Raw genomic sequence first — 15,237 nt, forward strand, 5'->3', positions numbered from 1 at the left:
CCTGATAGGTCATAACGAACGGAAGGGGAACAGTTTAGCGCAGCAATCGGCGCGTAACCCCAATGCGTCCGCCGCCTCGCCGATCGCCGTATGGACCCGGTCGAGATCGGCCTGCTCGATCGAATAGGGCGGCATGACATACACCGTATTGCCGAGCGGCCGCAGCAGAAGGTCCGCATCGCGAAACCGCTTGAGCAAGGCAGGGCCGAGGTTGGACAGATATCCGCCCCCCGCCGGATCGACCAGATCGACGGCGGTGATCGTCCCCAGCGTGCGCGCACCGCGAACATTGCGATGGTCGGCGAGCGACGCGAGATTCGCCGCCTGCCGTGTAGCCAGACCGGCGACGCGGTCGAGCACCGGCTCTTCGCGCCATACCGCGAGATTGGCATTGGCTGCGGCGCAGGCGATCGGGTTGGCGGTATAGCTCGACGAGTGAAAGAACATCTTCGACCGATCGGTCGAGAAATGTGCGTCGTAGATCGGCTCGGTCGCCAGCGTCACCGCGAGCGGTACCGCGCCGCCGGTCAATCCCTTCGACAGGCACAGGATATCGGGCACGACGCCAGCCTGTTCGCAGGCCAGCAGCGTGCCGGTGCGGCCCCATCCGGTCATCACCTCGTCCGCGATGAAGAGCACGTCGTACCGCGCGCAGATCGCGCGCATCTCCGCCAGCACCCATGCCGGATAGAACAGCATTCCGCCCGCGCCGAGCACGAGTGGCTCGACGATGAACGCGGCGGGATGGTGACGGCAGGCCGTTTCCAGCGCGTCCAGCGTCGCCTGTTCGTGCCCGGCGTCGGGGAAGGGGATCGTCCCCACGTCGAACAGCAGCGCGCCATACGCCTGATTGAACACGCCGCGTGCGCCGACGGACATCGCGCCGATCGTATCGCCGTGATAGCTATGTTCTAGCACCAAGATCCGGTCGCGTGGGGTCCCGCGATTGGCCCAGAAGCCGAGCGCCATCTTGAGGGCGACTTCGACGCTAGTGGAGCCCGAATCCGAGAAGAACACGCGACTGAGCGCAGGCGGCATCATCGCGACGAGCCCGCGCGCGAGCGTCTCTGCAGGTTCATGCGTCCAGCCCGCGAAGATGATCTGGTCGAGCCGCTGCGCCTGCTCGGCGATCGCGGCCATGATGCGCGGGTGGCAATGGCCGTGCGTCGTCACCCACCAGGACGAGATCGCATCGACGATCCGCCGTCCATCCTCGGTGTAGAGGATCGCGCCCTCGGCATGGGTAACGCGCGGGATCGGCTCGCCCAGCCCGTGCTGCGTGAACGGGTGCCAGATCGGGGAGCCGCTCACCGGAACGCCGCCACATCGAACTGCTCGGCGAACGCGGCGGCGAGTGTGGTCGCATCCAGGGTTTCGAGCCGCGGAAGCCGCCCCAACCGCGTGACCTTGCCGATCCGCGCGATCGTCGCTTCGCTGTCGGGTTCGGAATCACCGATGAACGCGATCCCATGGATGGCCACGCCACGCGCGCGCAGCGCCTCGATCGACAACAGGCTGTGGTTGATCGTTCCCAGCCCGGTCCGCGCGACCAGCACGACGGGACGACCCCAATACGCGAACAGATCCGCAAACAGCAGGTCGGGGGTGACCGGCACCAGCACGCCGCCCGCACCCTCGACCACCAGCGGCCCTGCGACGTCGGGTAGCGCAAGCCGGTCGAGCGTGATCGTCACCCCGTCGATCGCCGCTGCGCGATGCGGCGAGCACGGCGTGGCGAGCCGATACGCTTCGGGCAGAATCTGCGATGCGGGCAACCCGGACAAGGCCGCTACACTGTCGGCGTCGCTGCGCGGGTCGAGCCCGGCCTGCACCGGCTTCCAGTAGTGCGCCCGTAAAGCGCCCGCGAGCGCGGCGGCGAAGACGGTCTTGCCGACATCGGTGTCGGTCCCGGTGACGATGAAGGTCGGGGCAGTCACGGCAGGATCTCCCGCAAGGTTTCGGCGAGGCGGTCGATGTCGGCCTCGTCCACGTTGAGCGTCAGCGAAATGCGCAGACGTGCGGTTCCCGCCGGGACGGTCGGCGGGCGTATCCCGCGAATGTCGAACCCGGCCGCCTGGACCGCTGCCGCCACGCGCATCGTCGCGGCGTCGTCGCCGATCATCAGCGGCAGGATCTGCGATCCGGTCGGCGTGACGCCGCACGGCGCAAGCACGCGCTCTGCATGTGTGATCAACGCCGCCAGACGCGTGCGCCGTTCCGGTTCGTCGGCCAGCATCCGTAAGCCTTCGCGCACCGCGCTCGCCATGAGCGGAGAGGGGGCGGTGGAGAAGATGAAGCCACGCGCGCGGTTGACGAGGAAATCGCGCGCGATCGCAGGGCCGCACAGCAATGCGCCTTCGCTACCGAGCGCCTTGCCGCACGTCCGCAAGGTGACGACGTTCTCGCGTCCCTCCAGAATTCCTGCAAGCCCGCGCCCGTCGGTGCCGAACACGCCGGTCGCATGCGCTTCGTCGATCAGCAGTATCCCGTCGTGCCGCGTCGCCACGTCCAGCAGGTCGCCGAGCGGCGCGCGGTCCCCGTCCATGCTGTACAGGCTCTCGACCGCAATCCATGGTCGTCCCGTGCCGCCGGTCGATCGCCACTGCGCGATGACCGACTCGATTGCGTCGGCGTCGTTATGCGCGGCCGAGCGCGTTTCGGCGCGGCCGAGCCGCATCCCCTCATGCGCACTGGCGTGCACCAGCGCGTCGTGGACGACCAGGTCTCCCCGCTGCGGGAGGGTCGCCAGCAACGCCGCATTGGCCGCAAACCCGCTGGCAAAGAACAGCGCGGTCTCGCTCCCGAAGAACGTCGCTGCTTCGGCTTCCAGCGCTTCATGCTCGGGATCGTTGCCGCGCAGCAGCCGCGATCCGCCCGATCCGATCGAAACCCCCCGCGCGAGCGCCGCGCCGACCGCGTCGCGCAATCGCTGCGACCTCGACAGGGCGAGATAGTCGTTGGACGAAAAATCCACGCCCGTTCGCGGCTGGAGTCGCCGCAGACGCGCCCGTTGGTCGATCGAGCGGAGGTCCTGACGATGCTCGCCCCAAAACGATCGCACGTCGGGCGAGACTGGTCCGACGTCAGTGGCGTCATGCTTTATCTGGGTATTCCAATGCACTGTCGTCAATCGTTCAAATCCTTGTACGTCCCGGTCCGCAATCTGTCCGTATCGACGCGAAAGGACGGGCATCTATCGCTGGACGTTGGTCCGTTGCAGGTAGATGCATCGTCCAGCGTACGCCACACGCGAAGGGGATATCGATGGATGCGTCGCCAATATGCTGAGACGTTTCGTAATTGTCCTTGTGGCGTTCGTCGTCCTCGCAACGGTCGGATTCGGTGTCTTCGCGTGGCGTCCCTCGATCGCCAAGATCCCGCCACCGCCTGTCTCTCGCTTCGCGCCCGCGCTCGTTGCCAAGGGAGCGGTGCTTGCCAATGCCGGCTATTGCGCGAGCTGTCACACCGCGCGCGGCGGGCAGCCCTATGCGGGCGGTTACGCGATCAAGACGCAATTCGGGACGATCTATTCGACCAACATCACGCCCGATCCCAAGACCGGCATCGGCGGATGGTCGGAGCGGGCATTCGAGCGCGCGATGCGGCGCGGTGTCCGGCGGGACGGCGCGCATCTGTTCCCCGCGTTTCCCTATGATCATTTCAGCAAGCTGACCGACGCCGATGTGACCGCGCTGTACGCCTATGTCATGACGCGCCCGCCGGTCGTCGCCAAGGAAGAGAGCACGACGATCCCGTTCCCGCTCAACATCCGGGCGTTGCAGGCGGGGTGGAAACTGCTGTTCTTCCGGCCCGAACGCTTCGTCCCCGACGCCAAGCAGGGTGCCGAATGGAATCGCGGGGCCTATCTTGCCCAGGGGCTCGGTCACTGCGGCGCGTGCCACACGCCGCGCGGCATGCTTGGTACGGAGCAACGTGCGCACGCCTATGCGGGCGGATCAATCGACGGATGGGCCGCGCCGCCACTGCGTAAGACCGGTACGCGTCAAGCCCCGTGGGCGCATGCGGAGTTTGTCGCCTATCTGTCGACCGGGAAAAGCCACCATCACGGTACGGCAGCGGGACCGATGGCTGCGGTATCACGCAGCCTTGCCAAGCTGCCGCCCGCCGACATCGCAGCGATTGCAACCTACTTCACGGGGCGCGACCGTCCTGCTGGGGAAGGGATGCGTTCAAGCGAGGGCAGGTGAAGGGCACGCGCACCGCGGCTGGGCATCGCAGATGCGAAGAAGCACATTATCCACCCGAGCGCTTCGACTTGCGCGTCGCCCCCGCGATCCGTTCGAGCGCCTGCGCCTCTATCTTCTCCAATTCCCCCAGCGTCTCGGCGATCGCCTCGCGCTGCGCGTCCAGCCGGTCGATCCGTTCGCGACAGCGTTCCGCCAGCGCGCGCATCTGTTCGACGTGCTGTGGGTCGGCGTCGTACAGGTCGAGGAATTCGGTGATGTCTGCGAGCGTAAATCCAAGCCGCTTGCCGCGCAGGATCAACTGCATCCGCGCGATTTCGCGCTTGGTATAGACACGGATCGTACCCACTCGTCCGGGCGTGATCAGCCCGCGGTCCTCATAGAAGCGCAACGTCCGCGGCGTGATGTCCAGCATCCGCGCAACCGCATTGATTCCCGTCAGTTCCTGCCGGTCGTCCAATCCGCTCCTCCGATGACGCGCAGGGGGTGATGTCGCACCGGTCCGGTGGGGATCGCAGCGCGCTTCGCGTCTTGAATCAGACTGTTGCGGATTTGCGACCATAAGGGAAACGCCATCTGCACGCGGATCGGCCGACCGCTCGGTTGGGCCGTGCGGCGTTGCCGAAACATCACGTTTGACGTCTATCTTGTTCGCAATCCTCAAGAAACCTTGACGCCGCTGCTCATCCTTATAGGCGAATAGGGACATGCCGTATACGGCATCGGTCTCGCGCATAAGACGCGAGTCGAACAGGAACGGATGACCGCACACATGCGGCGTCCAACCGGAAACGTCCGTGGCCGTACACCCGACCGGGTGACAGCCAAGTTGGAGAGGATAGAGGATGTCCCTGCTGATCATCAGCGCGCTGCTCGCCGGAGCACCGCTGGCTACCGATACTGTGATCGGTCGCTGGAAGACCGAAACGCACAATGCCATCGTGGAAATCGCACGGTGTGGTGCGTCGATCTGTGGCCGGATCGTGACGTCGGATGCGCTCCGCGCCAATCCGGGGATGAAGGACGCCAGAAACTCCAATGTGACGCTGCGCAGCCGCCCGATCGAAGGGATGCTGTTCCTGACTGGTTTCAAGCCCGACACCGACGGGGTGTGGAGCAACGGTCAGGTCTACAATGCCGACGACGGCAAGACCTACAATGGCAAGATCACGCCCGTCGGCGCCAACCAGTTGAAATTGCGCGGCTGCGTCTTCTTCCCGCTGTGCAAGACACAGACGTGGACGCGAGTGCGCTGACGCTTTCCTCCCCGCTTATCAGTACAGGATTACCCAATGCCAATTCGTTTCAAAGCCCCGCTGCTGGGCGCGACCGCGCTTGTCTCGTCAATCGGGTTCGCCGGTGTCGCGCACGCCGATGCTTTTTACCTCGAGGCGCAGTCTGCGCGCGGGGCCGGCCGTGCGTTCTCGGGTGAAGCCGCCGATACCGGCCCTGCATCCTTGTGGTGGAATCCCGCCGCAATCGCCGGCATCACCAGCGCGGAAGCTGCGGTCAGCGCGACCGCGATCCTGCCCAAGGGCGACGTGATCGACAACGGCACGCTGATCCGCCGCCCGGGACAGGCGTTCGCGCCAGTTGGCGGCACTTCGGTCTCGCGCGATCCGATCAACAGTGGCGTCCTGCCGAGCGGCGCGATCGCCTATCCGATCACCGACCGGATCGCGATCGGTCTCGCGGTCACCTCGCCGTTCAGCTTCACCACCGATTACGACGCGAACAGCTGGACGCGCTACAGCGCGGACAAGACGCGGTTGCGTACGATCGACATCCAGCCGTCGGTCGGTGTCGTGCTGACCGACTGGCTGCGCGTGGGTGGCGCGCTCAACGTCGAATTCACCGATGCCTTCCTCAGCAACCAACTCCCCAACGTGCTCGCGTCGCTGCCCGACGGCACGCAGACGTTGAAGGGCAAGGGCTGGGATTTCGGCTGGACCGCGGGCGTCCAGCTTCACAACGACATTGCCACTGTCGGCATCAGCTACAAGTCGAGCATCGAGCATACGGTGACTGGCGAGCTCAACATCTACAATCTCACCGGCCCGCTTGCCGCGTCGAACCGGTCGCTGTCGGACGTGCAGGCGAAGTTCCGCACCCCGGGACAGGTGATGGTCGCGGGTCGCCTGAAAGCGACCAACGCGCTGACGCTCAACGCGCAGGTCGTGGCGTATAACTGGAGCAAGTTCGATGCGATCCGGCTCGGCGCACCGCTCAACGTCGCAATCCCTGAGAATTACCGGGACAGCTGGAGCCTCGCGGGCGGCGTCGATTATGCGCTCGGCCCCAAGGCGACGGTCCGTGCCGGTCTGCAACGCACGATCACCCCGACGCAGGACGGCTTGCGTGATGCGCGTGTGCCCGACGCCAACCGCTGGACCTATGCGGCGGGCGGCAGCTATCAGTTGACCCCACACATCGCGCTCGACGCGGCGGCGAGCTACGTGGACTTCAGCGACACGACGATCGACCGCAACACCGCGGCCTATGCCGGCACGGCGGCACAGATGCCGATCATCACCAACGGCCTGCTGAAAAACGCGCATGCCGTCGTGCTGTCGATGGGCGGTCGCATCACCTTCTGACCAACGGGCGGGGAGGCTAACGCTTCCCCGCCATGGTTCACGCCGAAGCGGACGGCAGCCTTTCGCTTCCGGCCAATGCAAGACACCATTTCAGTGGCGGGAGTCCCGAACCGGGAAAGCGTCCGACGCCCGCAACAACACGTGTTGGCGTTTCGCTTTCCGCACGGCACAAGGCAGCAATGCCTGTGACCCCAACCGTCTCTACTCTCGCCGAACTTGCCGAAATGGCCGGCGTTTCGGTCGCCACCGTGTCCCGGTCGCTTGCCGGGAACACCGTGATTGCCAAGGCCACGCGCGAACGCATCGTCGCGCTGGCGAGCGAGCATGGCTTTCAGGTCAATCAGGCCGCGCGCAATTTCCGCCTCGGGCGGACCGGCGCGATCGGCGTCGTCCTGCCGCTTGGGCACGAGGCCGAACAGCATCTGTCCGATCCGTTCTTCATGAGCCTGCTGGGTCCGCTCGCGGATGCCATTGCGGATCGCGGTCTCGACCTGTTGTTGTCACGGGTGATTCCGAAGGACGACCGTTGGCTCGACGCGATCGTCGATGCCGGACGCGTCGATGGCGTGATCGTGGTGGGGCAGTCCAATCAGATCGACGCGATCGAGCGCGTCGCCAAACGCTATCGCCCGATCGTCGTGTGGGGGGCGGACATGCGCGACAAGACGCAGATTACCGTCGGTACCGACAATATCGCGGGCGGGCGGATCGCGGCGGAGCATCTGCTTGCGCAAGGGCGGCGGCGGCTGGCCTTCTTCGGCAACACCGACGTTCCCGAATTCGCTGCGCGCTACGCCGGGTTCCAGCAGGCGCTGGCGGCGGCAGGAAGCGAGCAGGCGGCGCTGGTGCCGGTGCACCTGACCAGCGAAGCGTCGTTCAGCGCGATCGAGCAGTATCTCGCGAGCCATGCCTCCCCGGACGGGATCGTCGCGGCGTCAGACGTCATCGCGATGAGCGCGCTCCGCGCGCTGACCGGGCGCGGAAAGCGCGTGCCGCAGGACGTCGGCGTCGTGGGGTATGACGACGTGGTGATCGCGATGCACACCAATCCCCCGCTGACAACGGTGCGGCAAGACGTCGAACGCGGCGCGGTGACGATGGTCGACCTGTTGTTCCGGCGGATCGCAGGCGAAGACGTGGAGTCGGTCGCGATGCAGCCCGAACTGATCCTGCGCGCCTCCGCCTGATCACGCGCGCGCGGGGCGGGGGTCCGGCGTACGGACGAACCAGGTCGCCACCGCCGCCGCCAGCATCATCCCGCCGCCCAGCAGCAGCACGTTGCGCGGATCACCCCCCAGCAGCGGACGATAGGCGAGCCACACGAACAGGATCTCGACCATCATCGGGATGACGATGAACATGTTGAAGATGCCCATATACACCCCGGTCCGCTCAGCCGGGATGGCGTTGGCGAGCATCAGATAGGGATTGCCCATCAGGCTGCCCCAGCCGATCCCGATCCCGACCATCGCGACCACGAGCAACGGGATCGACCCGGTCGACGCGATCGTCATCATCGCCAGACCCGACGCGACCATCGCGACGGCGTGGATCGGTCGCGCGCCAAAGCGCCGTGCGAACGGCACCATCGCAAACGCCGCGATGCAGGCGACGAAATTGTAGAACGCGCCAAGCTGCCCGTTGAGCAGCCCCGCATCGCGAAAGCCGACGCTGGTCGGGTTGCTAGTGTCGAAGACGCCACGCGCGAGCGCGAGCACGACATATTGCCAGTAGCAGAACATTCCGAACCACTGGAACAGCATCGCCACCGCAAGCTGCCGCATCGTCGGGGGCATGTCGCGGATCGCTGCGGCAAGTCCGCCCAGGGTCGACCGCAGTGACAACGGGTCGGCGGTGATCGCGGCGTCCTCCTCGGGCGTCAGCGGCAATTCGGGGACGCGCCACACCGACCAGAGGATCGTGGTGATCGATAGCACCGCGCCGATCAGAAAGCTGATCCGCGTGATTTCCGGGATACCGTTGCTGTCGAGCGCATCCTTGTTGATCCCCCACCACACCAGCAAGGACGGCGCGAGATAGGACAATGTCTGCGCCAGCCCCGTGAACGCGCTTTGCGTCAGGAAACCGAGCGGGCGTTGCGTCTCGTCGAGCCGGTCGCTGACGTAGGCGCGATACGGCTCCATCGTGACGTTGTTCGCGGCGTCGAGCACCCAGAGGAGGCTTGCCGCCATCCACAACGTGCGGCTGTACGGCATCGCAAAGAGGCAAAGGCTGCACAGGATTGCGCCGACGAGGAAATAGGGGGTGCGCCGCCCGAGTCGGGTGCGGGTGCGATCGCTCATCGCGCCGATCAGCGGCTGGATGATCAGCCCGGTCATCGGCCCCGCGAGCCACAGCAGCGGCATGCTGCCCTCGTCCGCGCCGAGGTAGCTGTAGATCGGCCCCATGTTGCTCTGCTGCAGCCCGAAGCTGAATTGCAGTCCGAGAAAACCGAGGTTCATCTGCAGGATACGGGCGAAGGACAAATGTACCTTGCCGACCGATACGCTGGTCACGTCTCACTCTCCCCATCGACGAACTGTTGCCGTCCTGCAACGCGCTGTAGCGGCCGACGCAAACGATTGCAAATTCCTCTTGCAATCGTTTGCGAGATTGGAATAGGTCCGGATCGAGCCGAACAAACGGCCATGCTGTTCCAGGAGAGTGATATGTTTAAAGGGCGCACCCTTTTCCTTGCGACGACCGCGTTGATGGTTGCCGCCCCAGCCTATGCCCAGCAAGCGCCAGCGGCCAGCCCGCCGGCCGAGCCGGTCGCCGATACTGCCCTCGATACTTCCACGGATACCCCCGCAGCGGGCGGCGACGACATCATCGTTACCGCGGTCGCGCGTGGGCAGAACCGGCTCGACAGTTCGGTCTCGGTCAGCTCGATCAACAGCGACGCGATCGCCAACGCCGCACCCCGCTCCGCCGCCGAACTGTTCCGCAGCCTGCCCGGCATTCGCTCGGAATCGTCGGGCGGCGAGGGCAATGCCAACATCGCAGTGCGCGGCCTCCCGGTCGCCTCGGGTGGTGCCAAGTTCCTGCAACTCCAGGAAGACGGCCTGCCGATCCTTGAATATGGCGACATCGCCTTCGCCAACACCGACATCTTCCTGCGTGCGGACTTCAACGTCGCGCGGGTGGAGGCGGTTCGCGGCGGCTCGGCCTCGACCTTCGCCTCCAACTCGCCCGGCGGCGTGATCAACCTCATCTCCAAGACCGGCGAGCAGGAGGGCGGCTCGATCCAGGGAACGGTCGGGCTCGATTATGGCGAATACCGGATCGACGCCGATTACGGCGGCAAGCTGAGCGATACGCTGCGCTTCAACGTCGGCGGTTTTTACCGCGTCGGGGAAGGGCCGCGGCGTGCGGGCTATGACGGCAACAAGGGCGGCCAGATCCGCGGCAACATCACAAAGACCTTCGATCGCGGCTTCTTCCGCCTCAACGTCAAGTATCTCGACGACCGCGCCATCGCCTATTTGCCGAGCCCGGTCCGTGTGACGGGGAGCAACAGCGACCCGAAATATACCTCGCTGCCGGGCCTTAGCGCCAATAACGACACGATCCACAGCATCTATTTCACCCGCGCGGTCACGCTAGACGGGGCCAACAACCGCGAGGTCGACGACATTCGCGACGGGATGCACCCGGTCGTTAAAGCGATCGGCTTCGAAACCGAGTTCGAGGTCGCCGACGGGTGGAAGGTCAGCGACAAGTTCCGCTATTCGGACATTTCCGGCCGCTTCATCTCGCCGTTCCCGGCGAGCGTCGACACCGCGCAGAACCTTGCCAATGCGATCGGTGGCCCGGGCGCGATCCTGAGCTATGCCAACGGACCCAATGCAGGGCAGCTTTACGCCAACCCGACGACGTCGAACGCGATCGGGGTCGTGCTGTTCAATTCCAAGCTCAACAGCCTGAACAACATCACCAACGACCTGCGCGTCAACCGCCGGTTCGCCGCGGGGGCGGGGACGGTCGACTTCTCGGCGGGCTTCTACAAGTCGCGCCAGACGATCAACATCGACTGGACCTGGTCGTCCTATCTGCTTGATGCGCAAGGCAACAATGCCGCGCTGCTCAACGTGCAGACCGCAACCGGCCTGTCGCGCACCGACAATGGACTGGTCGCGTACGGCGCGTCCTATTTCGGTAATTGCTGCCGTCGCAGCTACAATGTCGATTACGACACCAACGCGCCGTTCGCATCGATCGGCTATACCGGCGGCGGCCTGAACGTCGATGCCAGCATCCGGTACGACACCGGGAGCGCGCGCGGCTTCGTCATCGGCGATGGTCCGGTGGCGAGCTTCGACGTCGATGGCAACGGCTCGATTTCCTATCCCGAGACGCAGACGACGATCCTGCCGATCAACAGCCCGCAGCCGGTCAATTACAACTTCCACTATGCATCCTATTCGTTCGGCGCGAATTATCGCCTGGCGAGCGACCTCTCGATCTTCGCGCGCTACAGCCGCGGGGGTCGCGCCAATGCGGACCGGTTCCTGTTCAATTCGAACAACGTCAGCCCGCTGTCTGGCCGGCTCCAGCCCGGCGCGCGTCCGGTCGATTTCGTCCGGCAGGCGGAAGGCGGGGTGAAATACAGCCACGCCGGATTGAACCTGTACGGCACAGCCTTCTGGGCAAAGACCGCGGAGCAGAATTTCGAGGCGACCAGCCAGGCGTTCTTCGACCGTACCTACCGCGCATACGGTGTTGAGCTTGAGGGGAATTATCGCATCGGCGGGTTCAGCCTCGCGGCCAACGGGACGTTCACTAAGGCGAAGATCATCAGCGACAACGTCACCCCCGCGGTGATCGGCAACCGTCCGCGGCGGCAGGCGGAGTTCGTCTACAAGGTGACCCCGCAATATACGACCGGGCTGTTCACGGTCGGCGCGAGCGCGATCGGCACCACGTCGAGCTATGCGCAGGACACCAACCAGTTGAAGCTGCCGGGCTTCACCCAGGTCAACGCCTTCCTCAGCGTGCGCCCGGTCGAACGCGTTCAGGTCTCGATCAATGCGAATAACCTGTTCGATACCAAGGGCTTTACAGAAGCGGAGGAAGCGTCGATCCCGACCAACGGCATCGTCCGGGCGCGGTCGATCAACGGGCGGACCGTGTCGGCGGCGGTCAGGCTCGACTTCTGAACCGGACGGCCCGGGTGTGCGTCCGGGCCGATTGGCCTTCCTCCCCAGTGAGTAGCAGTTTATGACGACTATCTGGTCCCGCGATGCGGTCGCCTCGATCGCGCACCAGCCATTTGCAACAGTTCCCAGCAGTTTTACGCCCGATTTGGCGCCGATTTTGCCAGGTTTCGACCTGTGGGACTACTGGCCGGTGCAGGAATGTGACGGAAGTGTCGCGGACATAGCGGGGGGCGCCTTGCAGATGCTGCTCTCCGCGCCGGTGCTTCCCGATCCCGAATCGCGCCATGCGCTCGCGCGGATTCGGGCGATGCATGAAACCGCGGACGGGTGGCGCGACCTCGGCGACCTGTTGCCCGATGGTCTGGCCCCCGGCAGTCGCGAATGGTCGGGATCGGCGATCGTCTCGCCCGACCACGACCGGGTGACGCTGTACTTCACCGCCGCGGGGCACCGCGGCGAAGCGGAACCCAGTTTCGACCAGCGCCTGTTCGAGACCAGCGCCGACCTCACGATCAAGGATGGCATGCCGCATCTGTCGGGCTGGACCACGCCGATCGAGTCGGTGGTGGCGGACGGCGTGACCTATGCGCGCGACATGACCGGCGGCGGCGAGATTGGGACGATCAAGGCGTTTCGTGATCCCGCCTGGTTTCGCGATCCTGCCGACGGTGCGGAATATCTGCTGTTCGCGGCATCGCTCGCGCAATCCATGTCGCCGTGGAACGGTGCGGTCGGCGTCGCGCGGCGCGAGCAGGGGGAATGGCGGCTCCAGTCGCCGCTGATCACCGCGGACGGGCTCAACAACGAACTCGAGCGCCCGCACGTCGTCGTCCACGGCGGACTTTATTATTGCTTCTGGGTCACCCAGCGAAAGGTGTTCGCGAGCGACGGTCCCACGGGTCCGACTGGATTGTACGGGATGGTCGCGGATCGCTTCGCGGGGCCGTGGCGGCCGCTCAACGGGAGCGGCCTCGTTTGCGGCAACCCGCCCGAGTCTCCGCTAGAGGCGTATAGCTGGCTGGTGCTGGGCGACCTGCGCGTGCTGAGTTTTGTCGACCGCCCCGGTCTTGTCGCACAACCGGTCGATGTGGACGAAGCTCGCCGTCATTTCGGGGGGACACCCGCGGTGCCGTTCCGGCTTGCGCTGGAGGGGGACCGCGCGACGATCGTTTGAACGTACGGCCTGCCGGCTGGGCGGATGATTCGTTGCGACAACGAATTCCCGCCTCCGCATGGTCTCCGCGAAGCCATAGGTGTTCTCCCGCGCAGGCGGGAGTCCAGGAGTCGAGCGAACTGTAAGCCGTTGTCTTGCTTGGCACTGGATTCCCGCCTTCGCGGCAAAACGGCAATTGACGGATGGGGGCGATGGGAGCGCGACGCCGCTTCGCTCAAGGCCGTCCTTCTCGCGAAGGATCGCCGGTATTTCGGTCTCGCGCGATAAGGTCGGCCGGCATTGACCGGGGAAGGGGCGCGGCTAGGGTGATTTTGGCCGTGCCAGGCGACGCCCCTTCGCTTTCGGCTGCAGGGGGATAGCCGACGGTCTTGCGGGATCGAAGGGAATGCGATGAAGGTCTGTCTGTCCGCTCTGTTTCTGGCGCTGGCCGTCCCCGCTCTGGCGCAGGAGCCGGTTGCAGCGCCTGCACCCGTTGCCACGCCGTCCCCGGCGTTGCCGCGCGTCGTGCTGGACACGAGCGCGGGCCGGATCGTGATCGAAGTGGAGACGACGAAGGCCCCCATCTCCGCCACCAACTTCCTCAAATATGTCGACCAGAAGAAGCTCGACGGCGTGGAATTCTACCGTGCGGTCAAGGCTGCGGATCACTTCGGGTTCGTCCAGTTCGGCGCCAATGGCGAGCCCAAGCGCTTGCTCCCGCCGATCGCGCACGAGCCCACGACGCAGACCGGCCTCCACCACACCGACGGCGAGGTTTCGCTCGCCCGGCTCGCACCGGGCACCGGGCGCAGCGAGTTCACGATCAGTGTCGGAGACCAGACCCGCTCGCTCGATGCGGGGCAGGGGCAGCCCGCGGACAATCTGGGCTATGCGGCGTTCGGCCACGTCGTCGAAGGGATGGACGTGATCGTCGGCATCATGGACGCACCCGTTTCCCCGACCGCCACGCAGCATGGGGCGTTCAAGGGGCAAGTGCCGGAGGATCCGGTAAAGGTGCTGACGGCGCGGCGGGTGAAGCCGTGATCTAACACGGGCGGCAGCGTGCACTATGATGCCGGGATCGCCGATGCTGCTGATGATCGCGCGTCACGCCTCGGCGTAGTGCTGGTGACCCCTACGAGAGGCGTCATCGTGAGGAATAATCCAATAAAAACAATAGCCTGGCAAAAGGCCTGATCAGGTATTTCGTAGCATTTGTAGCACCTAATTGTAGCGGGCGACAGGTCAATTTAAACCGAGCCATGTCCTTGGTCCGTGCAATCGGCGCCGGTGGCGCGGCAACTTCATCGGTCGCGCTTTAATGGGGGCGCTGTCGGGGTGCTGAGGGTGGATAGCGGCCCGTCCGCTTTCGGGAGGCGAACGGCGTAACCGAACGTTCGTTCAGGTAGCTATGCAGGGGGCTGTGTAGTCATATTGGGTAGAAAGCGGAATGGCCGCTTTTGGGGGTGGATTGGTGAAAGCGGACGCTGCATCCGCGTTGCGTAATGGCAACGATCCGCCCTTGCAGTCACCTCACTAAAGGCGCGATCTAAGACGCGACGGCGGCGACGACTAAGCTGAAGAACCGAAAACATGCGTATGCGCTAGCCAAGTGGCTTTGGTTCACCCGCTATGATCAGTAAAGCGCGCAATCTTGCGGGTAGGTGCCGTCGTTCGGAATAGCTGAGGTAGAAGCCAGACTCCCTCGTTAGCCGATCGGTTTGCACCATCCGCACATTGTGAACATCGCCATGCTCGGCAAACAGCCGCTGAAGCCCGAACGTCAGACCTGTACCGTTGAATGCCCATGCCAGTGTCAATCAGCTGTCGCCGGTGGTCAGCGCGCTTTTGATGGCCAGATACGCCGGTGCTCGAAGTCAACCGTCGCATGGGGATTTCGGATCATGCGTTCTACCGGTTAGAGGCGCGCGTCGTTAATGGCGTACAAACGACGTTGTTCCAAATTGTGCGTAGTCCTCGATTGGCTTGCGGCCTAGGGAAGAAGCTTTTTCGCGCCGATGCGCGGAAGGAGCCATACGGGTATCGATTGCCGATCTTCGTGGTGGACGTGACAGGAACATCGAGAGAAACGACTTGATGCCGGCCGCGAACCGCAGCGCGAC

The 15,237-nt window shown here is 64.8% G+C and carries 12 protein-coding genes; 7 read left to right on the forward strand and 5 right to left on the reverse strand.

Annotated elements, in window-relative coordinates; translation table 11 throughout:
• Positions 1 to 9 precede the first annotated feature (9 nt).
• From AC3WJR_RS02175 to AC3WJR_RS02185, 3 genes are read right to left on the reverse strand one after another with little or no spacing between them, the layout of a single operon-like run.
• The gene (locus tag AC3WJR_RS02175; RefSeq protein WP_492721886.1) at positions 10 to 1,311 is read right to left on the reverse strand and encodes an adenosylmethionine--8-amino-7-oxononanoate transaminase; all 1,302 of its coding nucleotides are present in this window, start codon (positions 1,309 to 1,311) and stop codon (positions 10 to 12) included.
• Positions 1,308 to 1,937: a dethiobiotin synthase gene (gene bioD / locus AC3WJR_RS02180; protein WP_492721888.1), complete on the reverse strand. Its 630-nt coding sequence runs from the start codon at positions 1,935 to 1,937 to the stop codon at positions 1,308 to 1,310. Before bioD ends, AC3WJR_RS02175 begins: the two co-directional genes overlap by 4 nt.
• Positions 1,934 to 3,061, reverse strand: a complete 1,128-nt coding sequence (locus tag AC3WJR_RS02185) for an 8-amino-7-oxononanoate synthase (protein WP_492724118.1) — start codon at positions 3,059 to 3,061, stop codon at positions 1,934 to 1,936. Before AC3WJR_RS02185 ends, bioD begins: the two co-directional genes overlap by 4 nt.
• Before the next feature lie 220 nt (positions 3,062 to 3,281).
• On the opposite strand from AC3WJR_RS02185, the gene AC3WJR_RS02190 reads away from it, so the two are divergent.
• On the forward strand, positions 3,282 to 4,208 hold the full coding sequence (locus AC3WJR_RS02190; protein ID WP_492721890.1) for a cytochrome c: 927 nt from the start codon (positions 3,282 to 3,284) through the stop codon (positions 4,206 to 4,208).
• Positions 4,209 to 4,254: 46 nt separating this feature from the next.
• On the opposite strand, the gene AC3WJR_RS02195 is transcribed toward AC3WJR_RS02190, so the two are convergent.
• On the reverse strand, positions 4,255 to 4,665 hold the full coding sequence (locus AC3WJR_RS02195; protein ID WP_492721892.1) for a MerR family transcriptional regulator: 411 nt from the start codon (positions 4,663 to 4,665) through the stop codon (positions 4,255 to 4,257).
• A 385-nt stretch (positions 4,666 to 5,050) separates the two neighbouring features.
• Between AC3WJR_RS02195 and AC3WJR_RS02200 the strand changes: the two genes are divergently transcribed.
• The 3 genes from AC3WJR_RS02200 to AC3WJR_RS02210 all read left to right on the forward strand — a co-directional run bounded on the left by AC3WJR_RS02200 (position 5,051) and on the right by AC3WJR_RS02210 (position 7,989).
• Positions 5,051 to 5,461 carry a DUF2147 domain-containing protein gene (locus tag AC3WJR_RS02200; RefSeq protein ID WP_492721893.1) on the forward strand — a complete coding sequence of 137 codons (411 nt, stop codon included), beginning with the start codon at positions 5,051 to 5,053 and terminating at the stop codon, positions 5,459 to 5,461.
• Positions 5,462 to 5,497: 36 nt separating this feature from the next.
• Positions 5,498 to 6,802, forward strand: a complete 1,305-nt coding sequence (locus AC3WJR_RS02205; RefSeq protein WP_492721896.1) for an OmpP1/FadL family transporter — start codon at positions 5,498 to 5,500, stop codon at positions 6,800 to 6,802.
• Positions 6,803 to 6,981: 179 nt separating this feature from the next.
• A complete protein-coding gene (locus AC3WJR_RS02210; protein WP_492721898.1) occupies positions 6,982 to 7,989 on the forward strand; it encodes a LacI family DNA-binding transcriptional regulator in 1,008 nt (335 codons plus the stop codon).
• On the opposite strand, the gene AC3WJR_RS02215 is transcribed toward AC3WJR_RS02210, so the two are convergent.
• Complete coding sequence (locus AC3WJR_RS02215) at positions 7,990 to 9,318, reverse strand: MFS transporter (protein WP_492721901.1); 1,329 nt, start codon at positions 9,316 to 9,318, stop codon at positions 7,990 to 7,992.
• A 153-nt stretch (positions 9,319 to 9,471) separates the two neighbouring features.
• Here AC3WJR_RS02215 and AC3WJR_RS02220 point away from each other — a divergent pair, with 153 nt between their 5' ends.
• From AC3WJR_RS02220 to AC3WJR_RS02230, 3 genes are all read left to right on the forward strand, one after another.
• The gene (locus AC3WJR_RS02220; RefSeq protein ID WP_492721904.1) at positions 9,472 to 11,961 is read left to right on the forward strand and encodes a TonB-dependent receptor domain-containing protein; all 2,490 of its coding nucleotides are present in this window, start codon (positions 9,472 to 9,474) and stop codon (positions 11,959 to 11,961) included.
• 61 nt (positions 11,962 to 12,022) lie between these two features.
• Positions 12,023 to 13,135 (forward strand): glycoside hydrolase family 68 protein, encoded by a 1,113-nt coding sequence (locus AC3WJR_RS02225; protein ID WP_492721908.1) that lies wholly within the window; start codon positions 12,023 to 12,025, stop codon positions 13,133 to 13,135.
• Between the two features lie 390 nt (positions 13,136 to 13,525).
• Positions 13,526 to 14,158, forward strand: coding sequence for a peptidylprolyl isomerase (locus tag AC3WJR_RS02230; protein WP_492721910.1), 633 nt, complete (start codon positions 13,526 to 13,528; stop codon positions 14,156 to 14,158).
• Positions 14,159 to 15,237 lie beyond the last annotated feature (1,079 nt).

Source organism: Sphingomonas sp. FW306-05-A (assembly GCF_058782275.1).